This is a genomic window from Paraburkholderia elongata (genome assembly GCF_013177735.1).
GTDB classification, from domain to species: domain Bacteria; phylum Pseudomonadota; class Gammaproteobacteria; order Burkholderiales; family Burkholderiaceae; genus Paraburkholderia; species Paraburkholderia elongata.
In genome coordinates this window covers 25,529-42,322 of sequence record NZ_WOEZ01000027.1, presented here as the reverse complement: position 1 = coordinate 42,322, position 16,794 = coordinate 25,529, and the positions used below count along the sequence as shown (strand labels likewise).

The following is a 16,794-nucleotide window of genomic DNA, read 5'->3' as shown; positions in this document are numbered from 1 at the left end:
TTTGACCTTACGCCTGCGCAGGACAAACACCGGGTCCCGTGTTCAGCCGATTTCGACGATGCCGTTGTTCAACACCACCACATCGCGCGCGTCGACTCGCGCACGCAAATACAAACGGGTGCCACTGTCGCGCCAGAACTGGAAACGGATGACTTCGCCCGGATAGACCGGTGAAGTGAGGCGAAGCGCAAGCCGCTTTAGCCGTGCGGCATCATTTCCCGCGCAGGTTCGAATCGCCGCGTACCCGGCGATCCCGTAGGTCGCGAGACCGTGCAGTATGGGTTGTTTAAAGCCAGCCTTCGCGGCCACTTCGGGGTCGGCATGCAGTGGATTCGAATCGCCGGACAGGCGGTAAATCAACGCGGCCTGCGTCGAGGTCCCGAACTCGAATTCGCTGTCGGGCGCGCGCTCGGGAACAGCGGGCAATGCTTCGGGCGGCGCATCGCTCACGCCTGATTCCGCGCTGAAGCCGCCGTCGCCGCGCAGGAACGACACCTGCCGCACTTCAGCGAGCCGCTCGCCGCTTGACGCCTCGATCAGATCGCGCTTGAGCTCGACGATTGCGCCCTTGTCCGCGCCCTTGTCCGAAACAAGGCTCACACGCGTCTTGCTGACGAGAGTGGCGGCAGTCGGCATCGGGCGGAGGAAGCGGACGTCCTGTTCGCCATGCACGACCTTCAGATAGTCGACGCCCGCACGGGGATCGCGCATCCAGGACCGGGGCCACGCAAACGCGGCGGCGCAGGTCGGCATCGCCTGCAGATCCTTCTCGTAGACGTAGCGAAGTTGCGTCGCGTCCAGCGGATCGCCGCCGATGCCAAGACCAAGCGCGTACAGCATGACATCGCGTTCGGTGTACGCCTGGGTGACGTCTTCGATCGGCCAGTTCTTGATGACTTCGTACTTCAGCATGACTTTGCCTCGCAACGTATCAATCGTCGGTGAAATTCGGCTTGCGCTTCTCAAGAAAGCTTGCGATGCCCTCTTGGTAGTCGGCGCATTGATTGGCGATCGGCATGTCCAGCCCGGCAGACATGATCGCTTCATGCGGTGTCTGGAACGGCACCTCCCATAGCTGCGCTTTCATGATGCGCATCGAGCGCGGGGAGCAGTTCTCCGCCAGGTCGCGCGCATAGGCATAGGTCTCGTCCGCCAATGTGCTGGATGGGAACGCGCGGTTCACGAGCCCCATGCGTTCTGCCTCGCCGCCCTTGATCTTGCGTGCGGACAGCAGCAAATCGAGCGCCCGTGCGTGCCCGACGTGATGCGAGAGGATCCACGCCATGCCGTACTCAGCAGTCAACCCGCGACGCGCGAAGGCGGTGGTGATCGTGGCGTCCGCGGCCGCGAAGCGGATATCGCAGAACAGCGCATGGATCAGGCCGATGCCGACCGTCGCGCCGTTGAGCATCGCGATGACGGGTTTCGGTATCGCCGGATAGTACGAGCAGCGCGTCTGCCAGTCGGCACGCTTGCGCATGTCGAACGGACGCGGCAGCTTGGTCATCAGTGCGTTCGGATCGCCGCCAAAGCTATGAATGTCGCCACCCGCGCAGAACGCCTTGCCCGCACCGGTAAAGACGATGACGCGCACGCCGCGATCCGCGCCGGCGGCCTGCATGGCGTCGTAAACCTCGGTGGCCACCGTGTCGTTCCAGGTGTTCATCTGTTCAGGACGGTTCAGCGTGACCGTAGCGATCCGGTCCTTCACGTCATACAGAATGGTCTCGTAGCCCATGGATGTCTCCCTCAATTGGCGCGCCGCTCAAAACGATCGCGGCATGTCCAGCACGTGTTCGGCCACGTAGGACAGAATCAGATTGGTCGAGATAGGCGCCACCTGATAAAGGCGGGTTTCGCGGAATTTGCGCTCGACGTCGTATTCGCAGGCGAAGCCGAAGCCACCGTGCGTTTGCAGACACGCGTTAGCGGCCTTCCATGAAGCGGTTGCAGCCAGGTGCTTGGCCATGTTCGCCTCGGCGCCGCACGGCTCGCGGCTGTCGAACAGTTCGCACGCCTTGTAGCGCATCAGATCGGCGGCCCGCACATCGATATACGCTTCGGCAATAGGAAACTGCACGCCCTGATTCATACCAATGGGCCGGTCGAACACCTGGCGCTCGCTCGCGTACTTCGAGGCGCGATCGACGAACCAGTAACCGTCGCCGATACACTCAGCGGCAATCAACGCACGCTCGGCATTCAGACCGTCGAGGATGTACTTGAAGCCCTTGCCTTCCTCGCCGATCAGGTTCTCTTCGGGAATCTCGAGATTGTCGAAGAATAGTTCGTTGGTTTCGTGATTGACCATGTTCGGAATCGGCCGCACGGTCAGACCGTTGCCGATCGCCTGATGCAGGTCGACCAGAAAACATGACAGGCCTTCTGATTTCTTCTTTACATCGGCGAGCGGCGTGGTGCGGGCCAGCAGAATCATCAGGTCCGAATGCTGCACGCGGGAGATCCACACCTTCTGGCCGTTGACCACATAGCGGCCGTCTTTCTTCAGCGCCAGGGTTTTCAACTTGGTGGTGTCCGTGCCCGTGGTCGGTTCGGTCACGGCCATCGACTGCAGACGCAGTTCGCCGCTGGCGATCTTCGGCAGGTACGCCCGCTTTTGCGCTTCGGAGCCGTTGCGCAGCAGCGTATTCATGTTGTACATCTGGCCGTGGCAAAACCCGGAATTGCCGCCGTTGCGATTGATCTCTTCCATGATCACGGAAGCTTCGGTCAGTCCGAGCCCAGAGCCGCCGTATTCCTGTGGAATCAGCGCGGCCATCCAGCCAGCACGCGTCAAGGCATCGACGAACGCTTCCGGATAAACCCGCTCGTGGTCGATGCGGCGCCAGTATTCGTCAGGGTATTCTTTCGACAGATCGCGCAATGCGTCGCGCAGTTCCCGATGCGGATCAGAGGGGCTGGGTTTGCTCATTTGAAGGGTTCCGGTCACAAGATCCAGCGGCGCACTTAAGCAGCCGCGTCGATCAGTCCGCCCGCGCTGGCGAGCTGGGTCAAATGGTGTTCGGCAGCGCCAAACAGGATGTCGATCACGCTGAGGCGACGCAGGTAATGCCCCACCTTGCATTCCTCGGTCATGCCAATGCCGCCGTGCAGTTGCACGCCCTGCTGGCCGACAAAACGGCCGGCCTGGCCGATCTGCACCTTGGCAGCTGACATGCTGCGTTCGCGTTCCGCGACATCCTGCTCCGCGCTCATCATGGTGGCGAACAGCGCCATGCTGCGCGCCTGCTCGACCATGACCAGCATGTCCACGGCACGATGCTGTAACGCCTGAAACGAACCTATCGCGACGCCAAACTGCTTGCGCACCTTGAGGTATGCAACGGTTTCCTCATACGCGGCCGCCATCGAGCCGACCGCTTCGGCGCACAGCGCGGCAATCGCCTGCGCGACGACCGTTTCGATCAGCGGCAGCGCCTCGCCTGCCACGCCAATCACATCGTCGTCGGTCACGCGCACGCCCGACAGATCGATATCCGCGGCACGCAGTCTGTCTTGCATCAGATAGCCGCGGCGTGTGAGACCCGGCGCGTTCGCGTCAACCAGAAACAGCGCGATGCCGGCGCGGTCGCGGCGCGCACCCGAGACGCGTGCCGACACGATCAGCCGGTCCGCACTGCCGCCGTGAATGACGACGCGCTTTGCACCGTCCAGTAACCAACCCTTTGCATCGCGTCGCGCGCTGGCGGCCACATCAGCGAGGTCGTAGCGCGACTGCGGCTCGGCGTGTGCGAAGGCCATCAGCAATGAACCGTCGGCGATGTGCGGCAGAATCGCTTCGCGCTGGGCAACACTGCCGCCAAGCCGGATACAGCTGCCGCCGAGCACCACCGTCGCCAGATAGGGCTCGGCAACCAGCCCGCGGCCGAACGCCTCCATCACAATCATCGTTTCGACCGGGCCGCAGCCGCTGCCGCCGAACGCTTCGTCGAACGTCAGGCCCAGCAAGCCCATGCTCGCGTAGCGGGCCCACTGTGCGCGACTAAAGCCTTCCGGCTCCGCCAGGTACCGCGCACGCTGTTCAAAGCTGTACTCGTCCTTCACGAGCCGCTCGACGCTGTCCTTGAGCATGCGTTGCTCGTCGGTGAGATCAAAATCCATGGCCGATGCTTCTCCTCGTTTCGATTGGCGCTCAAAGCCCGAGAACGGACTTGGCGAGGATGTTTTTCTGGATCTCGTTCGATCCGCCCACAATCGAAACGTGACGCGCGAAATAATGATTCGGCGCGATGGTCAGCGCCCAGTCCGGCTCGCGGATCGGCTCGCCCAGGCCACGCAGGAAGTCGAGATCGAGCGGTAGCGCGTCGGGGCCGGCCACTTCCAGAAGAAGTTCGGCCGAGCGTTGCTGCAACTCCGAACCCTTGATCTTCAGGATCGACGTCTTCGGGTCCGGCACATGGCTGCCCCGTGCCGAGCTTTCGGCGATCACCCGCATCTGGGTGATTTCCAGCGCCTTGAGTTCGACTTCGATCGCCGCCACGCGCTCGCGGAACTGCGGCTGATCCCACAGCACGCCATCGCCGCACGGCGTGCGTTTCGCGAGGTCTTTGGCGTGCCGGATTCGCATCTTCGACACCCCCACGCGGGCGATTCCGCTGCGCTCGTTACCGAGCAGATACTTGGCGTAGTCCCAACCCTTGTTTTCTTCGCCGATCCGGTTCGCCACCGGTACGCGCACGTTATCGAAGAACACCTCGTTGGTTTCGTGATGGCCGTCGATGGTGATGATGGGGCGCACGGTCAAACCGGGCGTCTTCATATCGATCAGCAAATACGTGATGCCTTGCTGCTTCTTCGCACTCGCGTCGGTCCTCACAAGGCAGAACATCCAGTCCGCGTGATGCGCCGTGGAGGTCCACAGCTTCTGGCCATTGATCACATAATGGTCGCCTTCGCGAACGGCCTGGGTGCGCAGCGCGGCCAGATCCGAGCCGGCGCCTGGCTCCGAAAAGCCCTGACAGAACCAGTATTCGAGACTCGCGATTTGCGGCAGAAAAGCGCGTTTCTGCTCGTCGCTGCCGAACGCAATCAGCACCGGCCCGATCATGTTGACGTTGAACGACAGCGGCTCCGGCGCGGGCGCCATATGCAGCTCTTCCTTGAAGATGTACTGCTGCACCGCGCTCCAGCCCGTTCCGCCCCATGCCTTGTCCCACGCGGGCGTCGCCCAGCCGCGCTGGTACAGAATGCGCTGCCAGCGGCGCAGGTCGGCGGCGGAGTAGCGCTGACCCAGCGCTGCCTTGCGACGGATGTCTTCCGGCAACACTTCCTTGAAAAAGGCTCTCACCTCGTCGCGGAAGGCCAGCTCTTCATCGGTGTATCGCAGATCCATAAGTGTCTCGTCTCGATTCGTTGCGGCAGCGCGCTCGGCCGTCCATTCTTTTTGTCCCGCTCATCGGTCTCTCAGGCCAACGTCCCCGCCTGCTTCAGTTCGTTGATGGCGTGCGCGTCGAGCCAGACCGACAGCGCGGCATCCAGCGCCGCCGGATCAGGTGCTTCCGGCGGCGTCGGCGGCGCGGGCACAGTCGCCGAAAAACGCGGCGCGGGCGCCGGCTGCACGATTCCATCCACTTCAATAAACGTTCCGCGCGCTTTCAGATGCGGATGCTCAGGCGCTTCGCACCACGACAGGACCGGCGCGAAACACGCATCGGAATGCTCGAGCAGGGTGGTCCACTGGGCGCGGCTGCGAGTCTTGAACTTCAGCGCGAACAAGGCGCGCGCGGCCGGCCAGTTGTGCTGATCGAGCTGGGCGCCCAGCGTGTCCGGCGCGATCTCGAGCAAACCCAGCAGTTGCAGATAGAACTTGTCTTCGATCGGACCCACCGTTATCCACTTGCCGTCGGCGCATTCGTAGACATCGTAGAAATGCGAGCCTGAATCGGTGATATTGGTGCCGCGCTGGTCGCGCCAGATACCCGCCGCCTGCATGCCGAAAAAGGTCGTGGCGAGATTCGCCGTGCCGTCGACGATCGCCGCATCCACTACCTGACCCCTGCCGCCATCGCGGGCATGAAGAATGGCGGCCAGCAGGCCCATCGCCAGATACAGCGAACCGCCCGCGTAGTCGCCAATCAGATTCAGCGGAATCGAGGGCGGCTGGTCGAAGCGGCCGATCGCGTTCAGCACACCCGTGATGGCGATGTAGTTCAGATCGTGACCCGCATACTGCGCAAGCGGCCCCTCCTGCCCCCAGCCGGTAATGCGCCCGTAGACCAGCTTCGGATTGCGCTTAAGACACACTTGCGGCCCGAGTCCCAGACGCTCGGTCACGCCAGGGCGAAAGCCTTCGATCAAGGCGTCGGCATTTTCCACCAGCGTCAGTACGAGTTCGATCGCGGCCGGATCCTTCAGATCGAGCGCAATCGTCTTGCGATTGCGCAGCAGCAGGTTGTAACGCAAAGGACGCTCGATACCCAGCTTGACCGGTTGCCGCCGGTCGATGCGCAGCACCGTCGCGCCGAGATCCGCGAGCAGCATTGCGCACATCGGGCCCGGTCCGATGCCGGCCAGTTCGATGATCTTGACGCCTGCGAGCGGCCCCATACTCAGCTCTTCCTCGCGTGAGCACGCATGGCGTCCCACTGTTCGTCGCTCCAGTCCTGCATGGCGCGGAAGGTGGGGCCGCCTACGCCCTGCATCCACCGGCCGCCGTCGATCACGATCATGTCGCCGGTGATGTAGCCGGAGCCATCCGAGGCCAGGTACGCGTACAGATCGGCCAGTTCGGCATGCTCGCCGAAGCGCCGCAACGGTACGCTGCGATCCTGCGGTTCGACCTGTGAGCCCGGTGGATAGAGTTGTTCCCAAGCCCCTTCGGTCGGAAAGAGACCCGGCGCCACGGCGTTCAGGCGTATCCCCTTCGGCCCCCATTCGACCGCGAGACTGCGCGTCATCGCGAGCACGCCGGCCTTGGCCGCCGCCGACGGGGCAGTGAAAGCCGAACCCGTTATGGTCGGTGTGGAAACCGTGCTGATCACGTTGCCTTTGCGGCCGGCCTCGATCCAGCGCTTGCCCGCCGCGATCGTGCAATAAAAACTGCCGTGCAGCACGATGTCGAGCACCGCATCCACCGCGCGCGCCGAGAGCGTTTCGGTACGCGCGATGAAGTTGGCGGCGGCGTTGTTGAGCAGCAGGTCAAGCGGGCTGGACTGCCAGATGGTGTCCATCATCGCTTCGACCGACTCGGCGCTGCGCACGTCGGCGGTGATCGTCGTGACCTGCGCACCGCTGATAGCGGCGCGAAATTCGTCGGCGGTGGCCTCGAGCACTTCCTTGCGGCGCCCGCAAATCACCAGCTCCGCGCCGAGTTCGAGATAGCGCCGGCCAATACTCTTACCGAGACCGGTGCCGCCGCCGGTGATCAGAATCTTTTTGTTCTTGAGCAGATCGGGTGTGAACATGGTCGGTGTACTTCCGTAAAATCCAGTGGCCGGAAACAAGGGGCGACACAACGAACGCAAAGGCGAAACGGCGCACCCGCCGGGACGCTCAGGTGCCGCTCAGGTGCCGGTAAAAACGGGGTTGCGCTTCTCCATGAACGCGGCCACAGCTTCTGTGTGGTCGCCAGTCTGACGCGTCAACGGGTTCAAATCGACTTCCAGCCGCCACGCGTCTTCGATCGAGTTGCCTGCGTTGACGAGGCTCGCCTTCAACAGCGCCAGCGTAACGGGCGGATAGCTGGCGAAGCGCGCAGCCTGCTGGATTGCCGCGTCGAGCGCGCCGCCCGCCTCGGTGGTCTGGTTGACCAGGCCGATGCGCAACGCCGTCGCCGCATCGATCACCTGCGCTTTCAACATCAATTCGCGCGCCTTGCCACCGCCGACCTTCTGCGGCAACGTCCAAAGCAGCCCGGTGTCAGGCAGCAAGCCCACCATGGCGAAGGCGCAGCAATATTTAGCCTCATTGCTGCTCACGGCGAGATCGCACGCGGCAGCCAGCGATAGCCCGGCGCCGAAGCAGGTGCCCTCGACCGCAGCGACGACCGGCTTGGTGCCGGTGTAGATCAACCGGAACAGACGCACGCCCACGGCAATGCGTTCGCGCAGTTCAAGCAGCGTAGGCGTGAGAGCCTGCATTTCGGACAGGTCGCCGCCTGCGCAGAAATGGCCGCCCGCGCCGGTCAGTACGATCGCGCGCGTCGCGGCGTCTTCATGCATGAGGTGCTGGAAGACGTCGATCAGCGCAACGCGCATCTTCATCGAGAACGCATTGCGGCGTTGCGGATAGTTCATTGTGACGACCGCCACATCGCCCTCGTGGCGCACCTGCACGATGTCTTTCAGATCGTCCGTGCCCGGCTGGTCGCCCGCGCCGCTTGCGCCGCCCAGTGCTTCATTTAGCTCGATACTCATAGGAGCCTCCGCAAGCTTCATTGACCGGTAAAGACCGGCGTGCTCTTGTCGAAAAACGCCTGGCATGCGGCCTGGTGGTCTTTGGACTGGCGCAGCACTGGCTGATAGTCGACCTCGGCACGCAACGCCGCATCCATCGTGGTGGCGCCGTCGGTCAGCGCCGCCTTGAGCAGCGCCACGCCAAGCGGCGGATGAGCGGCTAGGCCGCGGGCCACTTCGACCGCGGCAGCGAGTGCCGCGCCCGGCTCGACGACCTCGTTCGCGAGACCCATCTCACCGGCCCTGACGCCATCGATCTCCGCCGCGAGCGACAGCATCTCTCTGGCACGCGCCATGCCGATTTTTTCGGGGAGCGTCCACAGAATGCCGGTGTCGGGAATCAGCCCGACCCGCAGAAAAGCCGCGCAAAAGCGCGCATTCGAGGCCGCCACCACGTAATCGGTGGCCACCGCCAGCGACAGGCCCGCGCCAAACGCCACGCCTTCGACGGCGGCCACGACCGGCTTCGCGCCCGCCAGCATGTCGCGCACCACGACGCACGATTCGGCCAGAATCTCGCGGCTTTGCATGATGGTCCGCTGCGTCATTTCAGAGATATCGGCGCCGGCGCAGAAATGCTCGCCCGCACCGGTGAGCACGATCGCGCGCGAGTCGGGATCGGCCGTCAGCAGGCAGTGCATCGTGTCGCGCAGCGACTGACGCATCTGCCGCCCCATCGCATTGCGGCGGCCGGGATTGTTCAGCGTGACAATCGCCACCGAGCCATCCCGGGTCACTTCGATCGACGCGGACGCGTTGCTCTTATCCGGATGCTTTTCGCTCATGATGTGCGTCCCCTAGTCGGCCACGAATACCGGTTTGCGCTTTTCCATGAAGGCGCTGACGGCCTCGCGATGTTCACGGCTACGGCGCAGGATGGGCTGCAGATTGACCTCGGTTTCGATCGCTTCGTCGAGCGTGCGGATACCGGTCGCCAGCGCCGCCTTGAGATGCGCCGTGGCCACCGCCGGCAGCGCGGCATACAGGCGGGCGACGTCCAGCGCCGCACCAAGCGTCTGCCCGGGCTCGACGACCTGATTGGCGAAGCCGATCTGCAAGGCTTCCGTGCCGTTGAATTCGCGGGCGCTCAGCATCAGCTCGCGCGCCCGTCCGCCGCCGATGCGTTGCGCGAGAGACCAGTAAAGGCCTGTATCCGGCATCAATCCGACCTTGACGAACGCGCTCGAATAGCGCGCTGCTGATGAGCTGACCACCATGTCGCATGCGGCGGCGAGCGAAAGGCCCGCGCCAAACGCAAAACCCTCGACCGCCGCGACGATGGCCTTCGGCCCTGACACCATCAGCTTGAAGATCTCGAGCGGCAGCTGGTTGCGCTCACGGTATTCGAGCACCTTGCGCGGCTTCATCTCCGAGATGTCGCCGCCCGCGCAGAACGTGTTGCCGGCACCTGTCAGCACGATCGCCCGGCACCCCTCATCTTGGTGCATCAGGTGATGCAGACGGTCGTACAACGTCTCGCGCATTTTCAGCGAAAACGCGTTGCGCCGTTCGGGGTAGTTCAGGGTGACGATTGCGATCGCCCCGTCATGCTGGACCTGCACGATCTGTGTCGCGTCGCCGGTGACCTGTTCGCTCATCTGTCTGTCTCCTGTTGACCCGGACTGCTGGGTCGGTGCGCTGCTGACTCCATGGCGCAGGGCACGGGCCCGCTGGCGCCGGTCACAACGTTTCTTCGGTGCCGAGAATCACGGTAGCCTGACTCGACAATACGCCGCCATTGCCATGCGCGACGGCAAGCCGCGCGCCCGGCACCTGGCGCTCTCCAGCACGACCTGTCAGCTGCCGCAGCGCTTCTTCGATCAGAAACAAGCCGTACATGCCTGGATGCACGCATGACAAGCCACCGCCGTTCGTGTTGACCGCCAGACGGCCGCCAGGCGCGATCCCACCATCGGAGACGAAACGGCCGCCCTCGCCCTTCGGACAAAAGCCAAGATCCTCGAGGAAGAGAATCGTGTTGATCGTAAATGCGTCGTACAGCATCGCGACATCGATCTCGCTGGCGCTGACGCCCGCCATCTCATAGGCGCGTCGCCCTGATTCTTTGGCCGCCGTCACGGTCAGGTCGGGCATGTTCGCGATCTCGCGATGCGATGTGGCTGAAGCTGCGCCCAGCAGATACACCGGCTTGTCAGTCAGGTCGCGCGCCCGTTCGGCGCGCACCATCACGACCGCCGCCGCGCCATCGGTTACGAGGCAACAGTCGCGCACGGAAAGCGGGTCGGATACGAGGCGCGCGCCTAGCACATCGTCGACCGACAACGGGGTACGCACGAAGGCTTCAGGGTTGAGTTGGGCCCACTTGCGCGCTGCGACCGCCACCTCGGCAAGATCCCTGCGGGTTGTGCCGTACTGGTGCATATGGCGGGCTGCGGCGAGCGCATACGACGACACAGGGTTCATCGGCTTATAGGGGCTCTCCCACGGCGAAGGGCGGGATGATTGCACCAGGTTGCCCGACGCGCTGCGCTGATTGCTGCCATAAGCAATCAGCGCGACGTCGATCTGGCCGGTGACCAGTGCCATAGCGGCCGTGTGCGCGTAGATTTCGAATGCCGAGCCGCCGCTGCGGTTGTTGTCGGTGAACCTGGGGTGGATGCCGAGATACTCAGCGAATGTCAGGCCCGACAACATGTCGTCGGGCGTGCAGACGAACAGGCCTTCGACATCGCCGGGCGACATTCCGACCTGCGCCAGCGCATCGACCGATGCCCGCGCCGCCAGATCCAGCGACGACATCCCCGGCGCCTCGCCGATTCCGAATGTCGTGCCTGCCACCAGCGCGGTACGTCCACGTAAGTTGAATTCCATGCGATCTGTCTCTCGTCGATGCAGCCGCTGCCTTGCGCGCATGCTGCCGGTTAGCTGCCCTTAGGCTGGCTCGAAGACGAGCAGCGGCGCGTCGTTCCTATATACGATCTTCGCCTGAACGGGCATGCCAATGCGCACCGCATCCGGCTCGACCCCTTCGACGCAACTGATCATCCGCACCCCTTCGTCGAGGTCGATCAGCGCGACGTTGTAACTCGGCGTGGGTGCCTTCTGCCTCACCACCGTGGTCGAGTAAACCGTGCCGCGTCCGCAGGCTTCGATCCATTCGAGATCGAGCGCGCCCGTGACCGGCTCGGCCACCCGTGGATAGAACACGTGACGGCCGCTGCTGCGACTGCGTTGGATCATCAAGCGGCCTTCGGCCAGAAACCTCTGATAGTCGACTTCGGGACAAACAGACTCCATTTCCCGCTCCTCCAATGAATTCCGCCACGGGCCTTGATGCCGAACCCAGCCGTCACACCAGTTTTCAATCGCAAAAAATCAAATATCCGAACGATGTTCCACATTCTAAACACGCTGAAACCGTCATGTCAATCTCGGCGAACGGCCCTGGCGCGCCGCCTGACAAGGCTCTCACTACAACTGAACCGCGCCCGCGACGCACTACGGGCAAACCCCTGCCCGTTCGATATCGCGCTTGACGAGCCCCAGGTCATCGTTTACGTTATCGAACATTGTTCAGTATTTTGAAGCAACTAGCATCCGGGAAACGGCTTGAGCGCGCGTTGCATCAATACGCGCCTTCGAAAGCTTTTTACGTGTCGGGCCTCGCGCCATTCGTAAGAGACTTACAACGTGACTTATCAACTGACAGACGATCAGATTCAGATCCGCGATCTGATACGGCGCGTCGCAACGGAACGGGTCGCGCCGCGCGCGGACGCAATCGACCGCAGCGCCGAGTATCCGCACGACATGTATGCGTTGCTCAAGGAACTGGGCCTTTTCACGCTGCCGTTTCCCGAAGCGTACGGCGGCGCCGGCAGCGTGATGTCCGCCTGCATCGCTGTCGAGGAATTCGGGCGGGTTTGCTACAACACGGGTTATCTGCTGGTCGTTCAATGGACGCCGTTCGGCGCGATTCTGGAAGGCGGCACCGAAGAGCAGAAGGCGCGCCTGCTGCCTGGGCTTGCGTCAGGCGAACTGCGTGGCGCACTTTCCATCACCGAATCGCAGAGCGGCTCGGACGTCTCGGGCATCCGCACCACCGCACGCCGCCACCACCAGGACGGCTACGTGCTGAACGGCTCGAAGATCTGGTGCACCAATTCGCACATCGCCGATTTCATGCTGGTAGCGGCGAAAACGCTCGATGAAGAGGGCAAGCCTCTCGGCATCAACCTGTTCATCGTCGATCGCGAGACACCCGGCCTCACGATCGGCCGCGAGGAAGACAAGATGGGCGCGCGCGGTGTCGCTTCCTGCCCGCTCTTCTTCGACGACGCCATTATCAGCGCCGACAACCGGCTCGGCCCCGAAGGCGGGCAAGGCTTCAAGGTGGCGATGGAAGCGCTCAACACCAGCCGTCCGATCGTGGCGGCACGCGCGGTGGGCATCGCGCAGGGCGCGATCGATCACACCATCCGTTTCATTCAGGACCGCGTCGCGTTCGGGCAAACCATCAGCAACTTCCAGGGCGTGCGCTGGATGGTGGCCGACATGGTCACGCAGACCGAGGCCGCGCGCCAGCTCGTTTATCGCACGGCATCTCTGGTGGACGCCGGCGTGACCGGGCGCGAGCTGGCCCCGATGGCGGCGATGGCGAAGCTGTTCGCCTCCGACGTCGCGATGAAAGTCGCCACCGACGCCGTGCAGTTGTTCGGTGCAGCGGGGATCTCGAACGAATACCCGATCAACCGCTATTTCCGCGACGCCAAGGTGGTTCAGATCATCGAGGGAACCAACCAAATCCAGCGAAACATCGTCGCGGACAGCGTCCTCGGACGCGTCAAGAAAAACTGAACCACGCGTCCTGACCCTAACGGCGCGCGACAACGAGAGAAAGAGGACAGGCAAATGGAAGAGATCGAAACAGTTGGCTTGGGGATTCATTGGGAAGATCTGCCCGTCGGCCGCAGATTCAGGACCGTTGGTCGTACGGTGACCGAAGCGGATGTCGTCAATTTCGTTTCAGTAACGGGCATGCTCGAAGTGCTGTTCACCAACACTGAATTTCTGAAGGAGACATCCGCCATCAAAGGCCGCGTTGCACCGGGCGCACTGGTGTTTACGTTTATCGAAGGACTGCTCACGCAGGCGACGATGCAAGGCGTGGGCTTTGCATTCCTGAACATGGAACTCGATATCAAGGGTCCGACCTTCGTGGGCGACACGGTTCATGCCGAATGCGAGGTGATCGAATGCCGCGCCAGCAATGGACGCCCAGGACTGGGACTGGTGCGCACGCGCAACCGGGTGTTCAAGCAGAACGGCTCGGAAGTCATGGTCTATACCCCCCTGCGGCTGGTGAAGGGTAAAAATTACAAGGCCTGACCATGCACACCCCACAGCAACCTCTGGATCTGCCGACTGGCCCGCTGACCGGCGTGCGCGTGATCGATCTGACAATTAATGTGCTGGGGCCCGTCGCCACGCAGTTGCTGGGCGACATGGGCGCGGACGTCATCAAGATCGAGCCGCCGGAGGGCGACCAGAACCGCAAGAACGGCCCTGGCCGCAACCCCGATATGGCGGTGTTCTACACGATCATGAACCGCAACAAGCGGAGCGTGTCTCTGAACCTGAAGCTGGCCGAGTGTCGAGAAGCAGTGCTGCGCCTCGCCGAGACCGCGGACGTCTTCATTCACAGCATGCGGCCCAGCGCGGCGAAGCGTCTCGGGATCGATTACGAAAGCGTCAAGGCACGCAATCCACGCATCATTTATGCGTCGGGACCGGGCTACCGTCCGGACGGCCCCTACAAGGATCGCCCCGCTTTCGACGATGTCATCCAGGGCGAAACCGGCATCGCCGCCATGAATCGTGATGCGGATGGCTCGCCGCGTTATTTCCCCACCGTGATCGTCGACAAGTTCTGCGGCTATGTGCTGGCCTCGTCAGTGAGCATGGCGCTGTACCACCGCGAACGCACGGGTCTCGGCCAGTGCGTGCAAGTGCCGATGTTCGAAACGATGCTGCAGTTCAACCTGTTCGAACATCTGTGGGAAGGCGCGCTGGGGTCGGCCGACGGCAAGGGCCTCGGTTATACGCGGATGTTCTCGTCCCACCGCCGGCCCTATGCGACCAAGGACGGCCATATCTGCCTGCTGGCGGTCAACAACGATCAATGGCGGCGCGTGCTATGCGCGATCGACGCAGCCCATCTGCTCGAAGACCCCCGCTTTGGCCGCATGGCTGACCGCATGCGCAATATCAACGAGCTATACCGCGTCGTCAGCGACGCAATCCGGACCCGCACCACGGCCGAGTGGAACGCTATCTTCGCGGCGGCCGATGTGCCGCACGGTCCGGTGCGCGAGCTGAACGACCTGATGCAGGACGAGTACATCAAGGCGACGGGGTTCTTCCAGCACTACGAGCACCCGACGGAAGGCGACATGGTCATGACGTCGATCCCTGTGCACTTCTCCGAGTCGCCGGGCAATGTGCGCTACCTGCCGCCGAACCTGGGCGAGCACAGCATCGAAATCCTCCTTGAGGCCGGATATACCCCAAGCGAGGCCGCAAAGCTGAGTGGCCGCATGCCGGTCGAAACGACAACCACTCCTGAAACTATCACCAAGGCTTGACGGGCGCCGAAGCGCCCCGCTACATCCTGCGAGGAATCCGAAAATGAAAGGTCTGAAGAACAAGGTCGTGGTAGTCACGGGTGGTGCGGGCGGCATCGGCACCGCCATCTGCAAACGCTTTGGCGAAGAAGGCTCCATCGTCGCGCTGTTCGACCTGAATACCGAAAGTGCCGGGCGGGTGGTGACCGAGATCGAATCCGCCGGCGGCAAGGCTCGCGCGTATCGTGTCGACATCACCGACCACGCAGGCGTGAATTCGGCTGTCGCGCAAGTCGAAGCAGAACTCGGTCCGATCGAGATGCTCGTCAACAACGCGGGCTGGGACATGGGCGCCTTTTTCCTCCAGACCGAGAAGCCGTTCTGGGACAAGGTGGTCGCCATCAATCTGTACGGCCCGCTCAATATGCATCACGCCGTCCTCAAACGCATGGCTGAACGCGGCCGCGGGAAGGTCGTGAATATCTCGTCGGATGCGGGCCGCGTCGGTTCGTCGATGGAGGCGGTGTACTCGTTCTGCAAGGGCGGCATCATCGCCTTTTCGAAGACCATGGCGCGCGAAATGGCGAGGCAACAGATTCCCATCAACGTCGTATGTCCCGGCCCCACTGCCACCGCGCTGCTCGACAACCTGGCGCAGGGTGAAAAAGGCGAACGCATCAAGGCCGCGCTGGTGAAAGCCGTGCCGTTCGGGCGCATGGGCGAACCGGGCGATATCGCCGGAACGGTCGCCTTCCTCTCCAGCGACGATGCCGCTTTCATCACCGGTCAGGTGATCAGCATCTCCGGCGGTCTGACGATGGCAGGCTGACCGCCGCATTCCGCTTATTCAACCCGCAACCGGAACATCCACATGGAATTTCAGGACATTCTCTATCGCGAAGCCAACGGCGTCGCGACGATCACCCTCAACCGCCCGAAGGTCTACAACGCGTTCAACGCCAATACCTGCGAGGAACTGATCAAGGCATTCGGCAAAGCGGGGTGGAACAAGGATATCGGCGTCGTCGTGTTGACCGGCGCGGGTGAAAAAGCCTTCTGCACGGGTGGCGACCAGTCCGGCGATGGTTATGGCGGCCGCGGCACGGTCGGGCTGCCCATCGAAGAACTGCAGAGCATTATTCGCGACATTCCCAAACCGGTTATCGCACGCGTGAACGGCTATGCGATCGGTGGGGGCAATGTGCTCGTCACGATCTGCGACCTCGCTATCGCATCAGACACAGCGATTTTCGGCCAGGTCGGCCCCAAGGTCGGATCGGTCGACCCGGGCTTCGGCACGGCGTACCTTGCACGCATCATCGGCGAAAAGCGCGCGCGAGAGATCTGGTATCTGTGCCGCAAATACAGCGCGAAAGAAGCGCTCGAATGGGGCTTGATCAACGCGGCTGTGCCGCCGGACCAGCTCGATGCCGAAACGAAGAAATGGTGTGACGAGATCTTGCAGATGAGCCCGACCGCCATCGCGCTTGCCAAGCGGTCGTTCAATATCGATAGCGAAAACATCCGCGGTATCGGTGCTTTCGCGATGCAGGCGCTGGCGCTTTACTACGACACCGACGAATCGAAGGAAGGCGGCAATGCGTTCCGTGAGAAGCGCAAGCCGGAGTTTCGCAAATATGTGAAGTAAGGGTTGTTCGACGTATTGAGGGCGGTGGTCAGCGACGCCGCCTTCATGCGTGGCCGATCCGGAACCGAACGCCTGCGCGACAGGCAGCCGTGTGCAGCGTGGTGTTTGACCGGCGTCAACGGCGGTCAAACATTGGCATACACCGCCT

At 62.8% G+C, this 16,794-nt stretch carries 17 protein-coding genes; 5 read left to right on the top strand and 12 right to left on the bottom strand.

The genetic code is table 11. The features are described from left to right. Positions 1 to 42 precede the first annotated feature (42 nt). From GNZ13_RS04740 to GNZ13_RS04685, 12 genes are all read right to left on the bottom strand, one after another. On the bottom strand, positions 43 to 912 hold the full coding sequence (locus GNZ13_RS04740) for a MaoC/PaaZ C-terminal domain-containing protein (protein WP_172160951.1): 870 nt from the start codon (positions 910 to 912) through the stop codon (positions 43 to 45). Positions 913 to 931: 19 nt separating this feature from the next. Continuing rightward, positions 932 to 1,738, bottom strand: a complete 807-nt coding sequence (locus tag GNZ13_RS04735; RefSeq protein WP_172160949.1) for an enoyl-CoA hydratase — start codon at positions 1,736 to 1,738, stop codon at positions 932 to 934. Between the two features lie 27 nt (positions 1,739 to 1,765). After that, positions 1,766 to 2,932, bottom strand: a complete 1,167-nt coding sequence (locus GNZ13_RS04730; RefSeq protein WP_172160947.1) for an acyl-CoA dehydrogenase family protein — start codon at positions 2,930 to 2,932, stop codon at positions 1,766 to 1,768. 35 nt (positions 2,933 to 2,967) lie between these two features. Next, the gene (locus GNZ13_RS04725; protein ID WP_172160945.1) at positions 2,968 to 4,122 is read right to left on the bottom strand and encodes an acyl-CoA dehydrogenase family protein; all 1,155 of its coding nucleotides are present in this window, start codon (positions 4,120 to 4,122) and stop codon (positions 2,968 to 2,970) included. A 31-nt stretch (positions 4,123 to 4,153) separates the two neighbouring features. Then, entirely contained in the window at positions 4,154 to 5,353 is a 1,200-nt protein-coding gene (locus GNZ13_RS04720) for an acyl-CoA dehydrogenase family protein (protein WP_172160943.1), read from the bottom strand. 71 nt (positions 5,354 to 5,424) lie between these two features. Beyond that, on the bottom strand, positions 5,425 to 6,567 hold the full coding sequence (locus GNZ13_RS04715; RefSeq protein ID WP_172160941.1) for a CaiB/BaiF CoA transferase family protein: 1,143 nt from the start codon (positions 6,565 to 6,567) through the stop codon (positions 5,425 to 5,427). Between the two features lie 2 nt (positions 6,568 to 6,569). After that, complete coding sequence (locus GNZ13_RS04710; protein ID WP_172160939.1) at positions 6,570 to 7,424, bottom strand: SDR family oxidoreductase; 855 nt, start codon at positions 7,422 to 7,424, stop codon at positions 6,570 to 6,572. A gap of 99 nt (positions 7,425 to 7,523) precedes the next feature. After that, entirely contained in the window at positions 7,524 to 8,375 is an 852-nt protein-coding gene (locus GNZ13_RS04705) for an enoyl-CoA hydratase/isomerase family protein (protein WP_172160937.1), read from the bottom strand. Positions 8,376 to 8,392: 17 nt separating this feature from the next. Continuing rightward, positions 8,393 to 9,199: an enoyl-CoA hydratase/isomerase family protein gene (locus GNZ13_RS04700; protein WP_172160935.1), complete on the bottom strand. Its 807-nt coding sequence runs from the start codon at positions 9,197 to 9,199 to the stop codon at positions 8,393 to 8,395. Between the two features lie 12 nt (positions 9,200 to 9,211). Continuing rightward, positions 9,212 to 10,012: an enoyl-CoA hydratase/isomerase family protein gene (locus GNZ13_RS04695; RefSeq protein ID WP_172160934.1), complete on the bottom strand. Its 801-nt coding sequence runs from the start codon at positions 10,010 to 10,012 to the stop codon at positions 9,212 to 9,214. A gap of 82 nt (positions 10,013 to 10,094) precedes the next feature. Continuing rightward, positions 10,095 to 11,246: a thiolase gene (locus tag GNZ13_RS04690; RefSeq protein WP_172160932.1), complete on the bottom strand. Its 1,152-nt coding sequence runs from the start codon at positions 11,244 to 11,246 to the stop codon at positions 10,095 to 10,097. Between the two features lie 60 nt (positions 11,247 to 11,306). Beyond that, the gene (locus GNZ13_RS04685) at positions 11,307 to 11,672 is read right to left on the bottom strand and encodes a Zn-ribbon domain-containing OB-fold protein (RefSeq protein ID WP_172160930.1); all 366 of its coding nucleotides are present in this window, start codon (positions 11,670 to 11,672) and stop codon (positions 11,307 to 11,309) included. A 393-nt stretch (positions 11,673 to 12,065) separates the two neighbouring features. Here GNZ13_RS04685 and GNZ13_RS04680 point away from each other — a divergent pair, with 393 nt between their 5' ends. The 5 genes from GNZ13_RS04680 to GNZ13_RS04660 are packed head-to-tail and all read left to right on the top strand — an operon-like array spanning position 12,066 to position 16,646. Beyond that, complete coding sequence (locus GNZ13_RS04680; RefSeq protein ID WP_172160928.1) at positions 12,066 to 13,232, top strand: acyl-CoA dehydrogenase family protein; 1,167 nt, start codon at positions 12,066 to 12,068, stop codon at positions 13,230 to 13,232. A gap of 54 nt (positions 13,233 to 13,286) precedes the next feature. Beyond that, on the top strand, positions 13,287 to 13,763 hold the full coding sequence (locus tag GNZ13_RS04675) for a MaoC family dehydratase (protein ID WP_172160926.1): 477 nt from the start codon (positions 13,287 to 13,289) through the stop codon (positions 13,761 to 13,763). 2 nt (positions 13,764 to 13,765) lie between these two features. Further along, entirely contained in the window at positions 13,766 to 15,019 is a 1,254-nt protein-coding gene (locus tag GNZ13_RS04670; protein WP_172160924.1) for a CaiB/BaiF CoA transferase family protein, read from the top strand. A 43-nt stretch (positions 15,020 to 15,062) separates the two neighbouring features. Continuing rightward, positions 15,063 to 15,827 (top strand): SDR family oxidoreductase, encoded by a 765-nt coding sequence (locus GNZ13_RS04665; protein WP_172160922.1) that lies wholly within the window; start codon positions 15,063 to 15,065, stop codon positions 15,825 to 15,827. A gap of 42 nt (positions 15,828 to 15,869) precedes the next feature. Next, positions 15,870 to 16,646, top strand: coding sequence for an enoyl-CoA hydratase-related protein (locus GNZ13_RS04660; protein ID WP_172160920.1), 777 nt, complete (start codon positions 15,870 to 15,872; stop codon positions 16,644 to 16,646). The last annotated feature ends 148 nt before the right edge of the window (positions 16,647 to 16,794 follow it).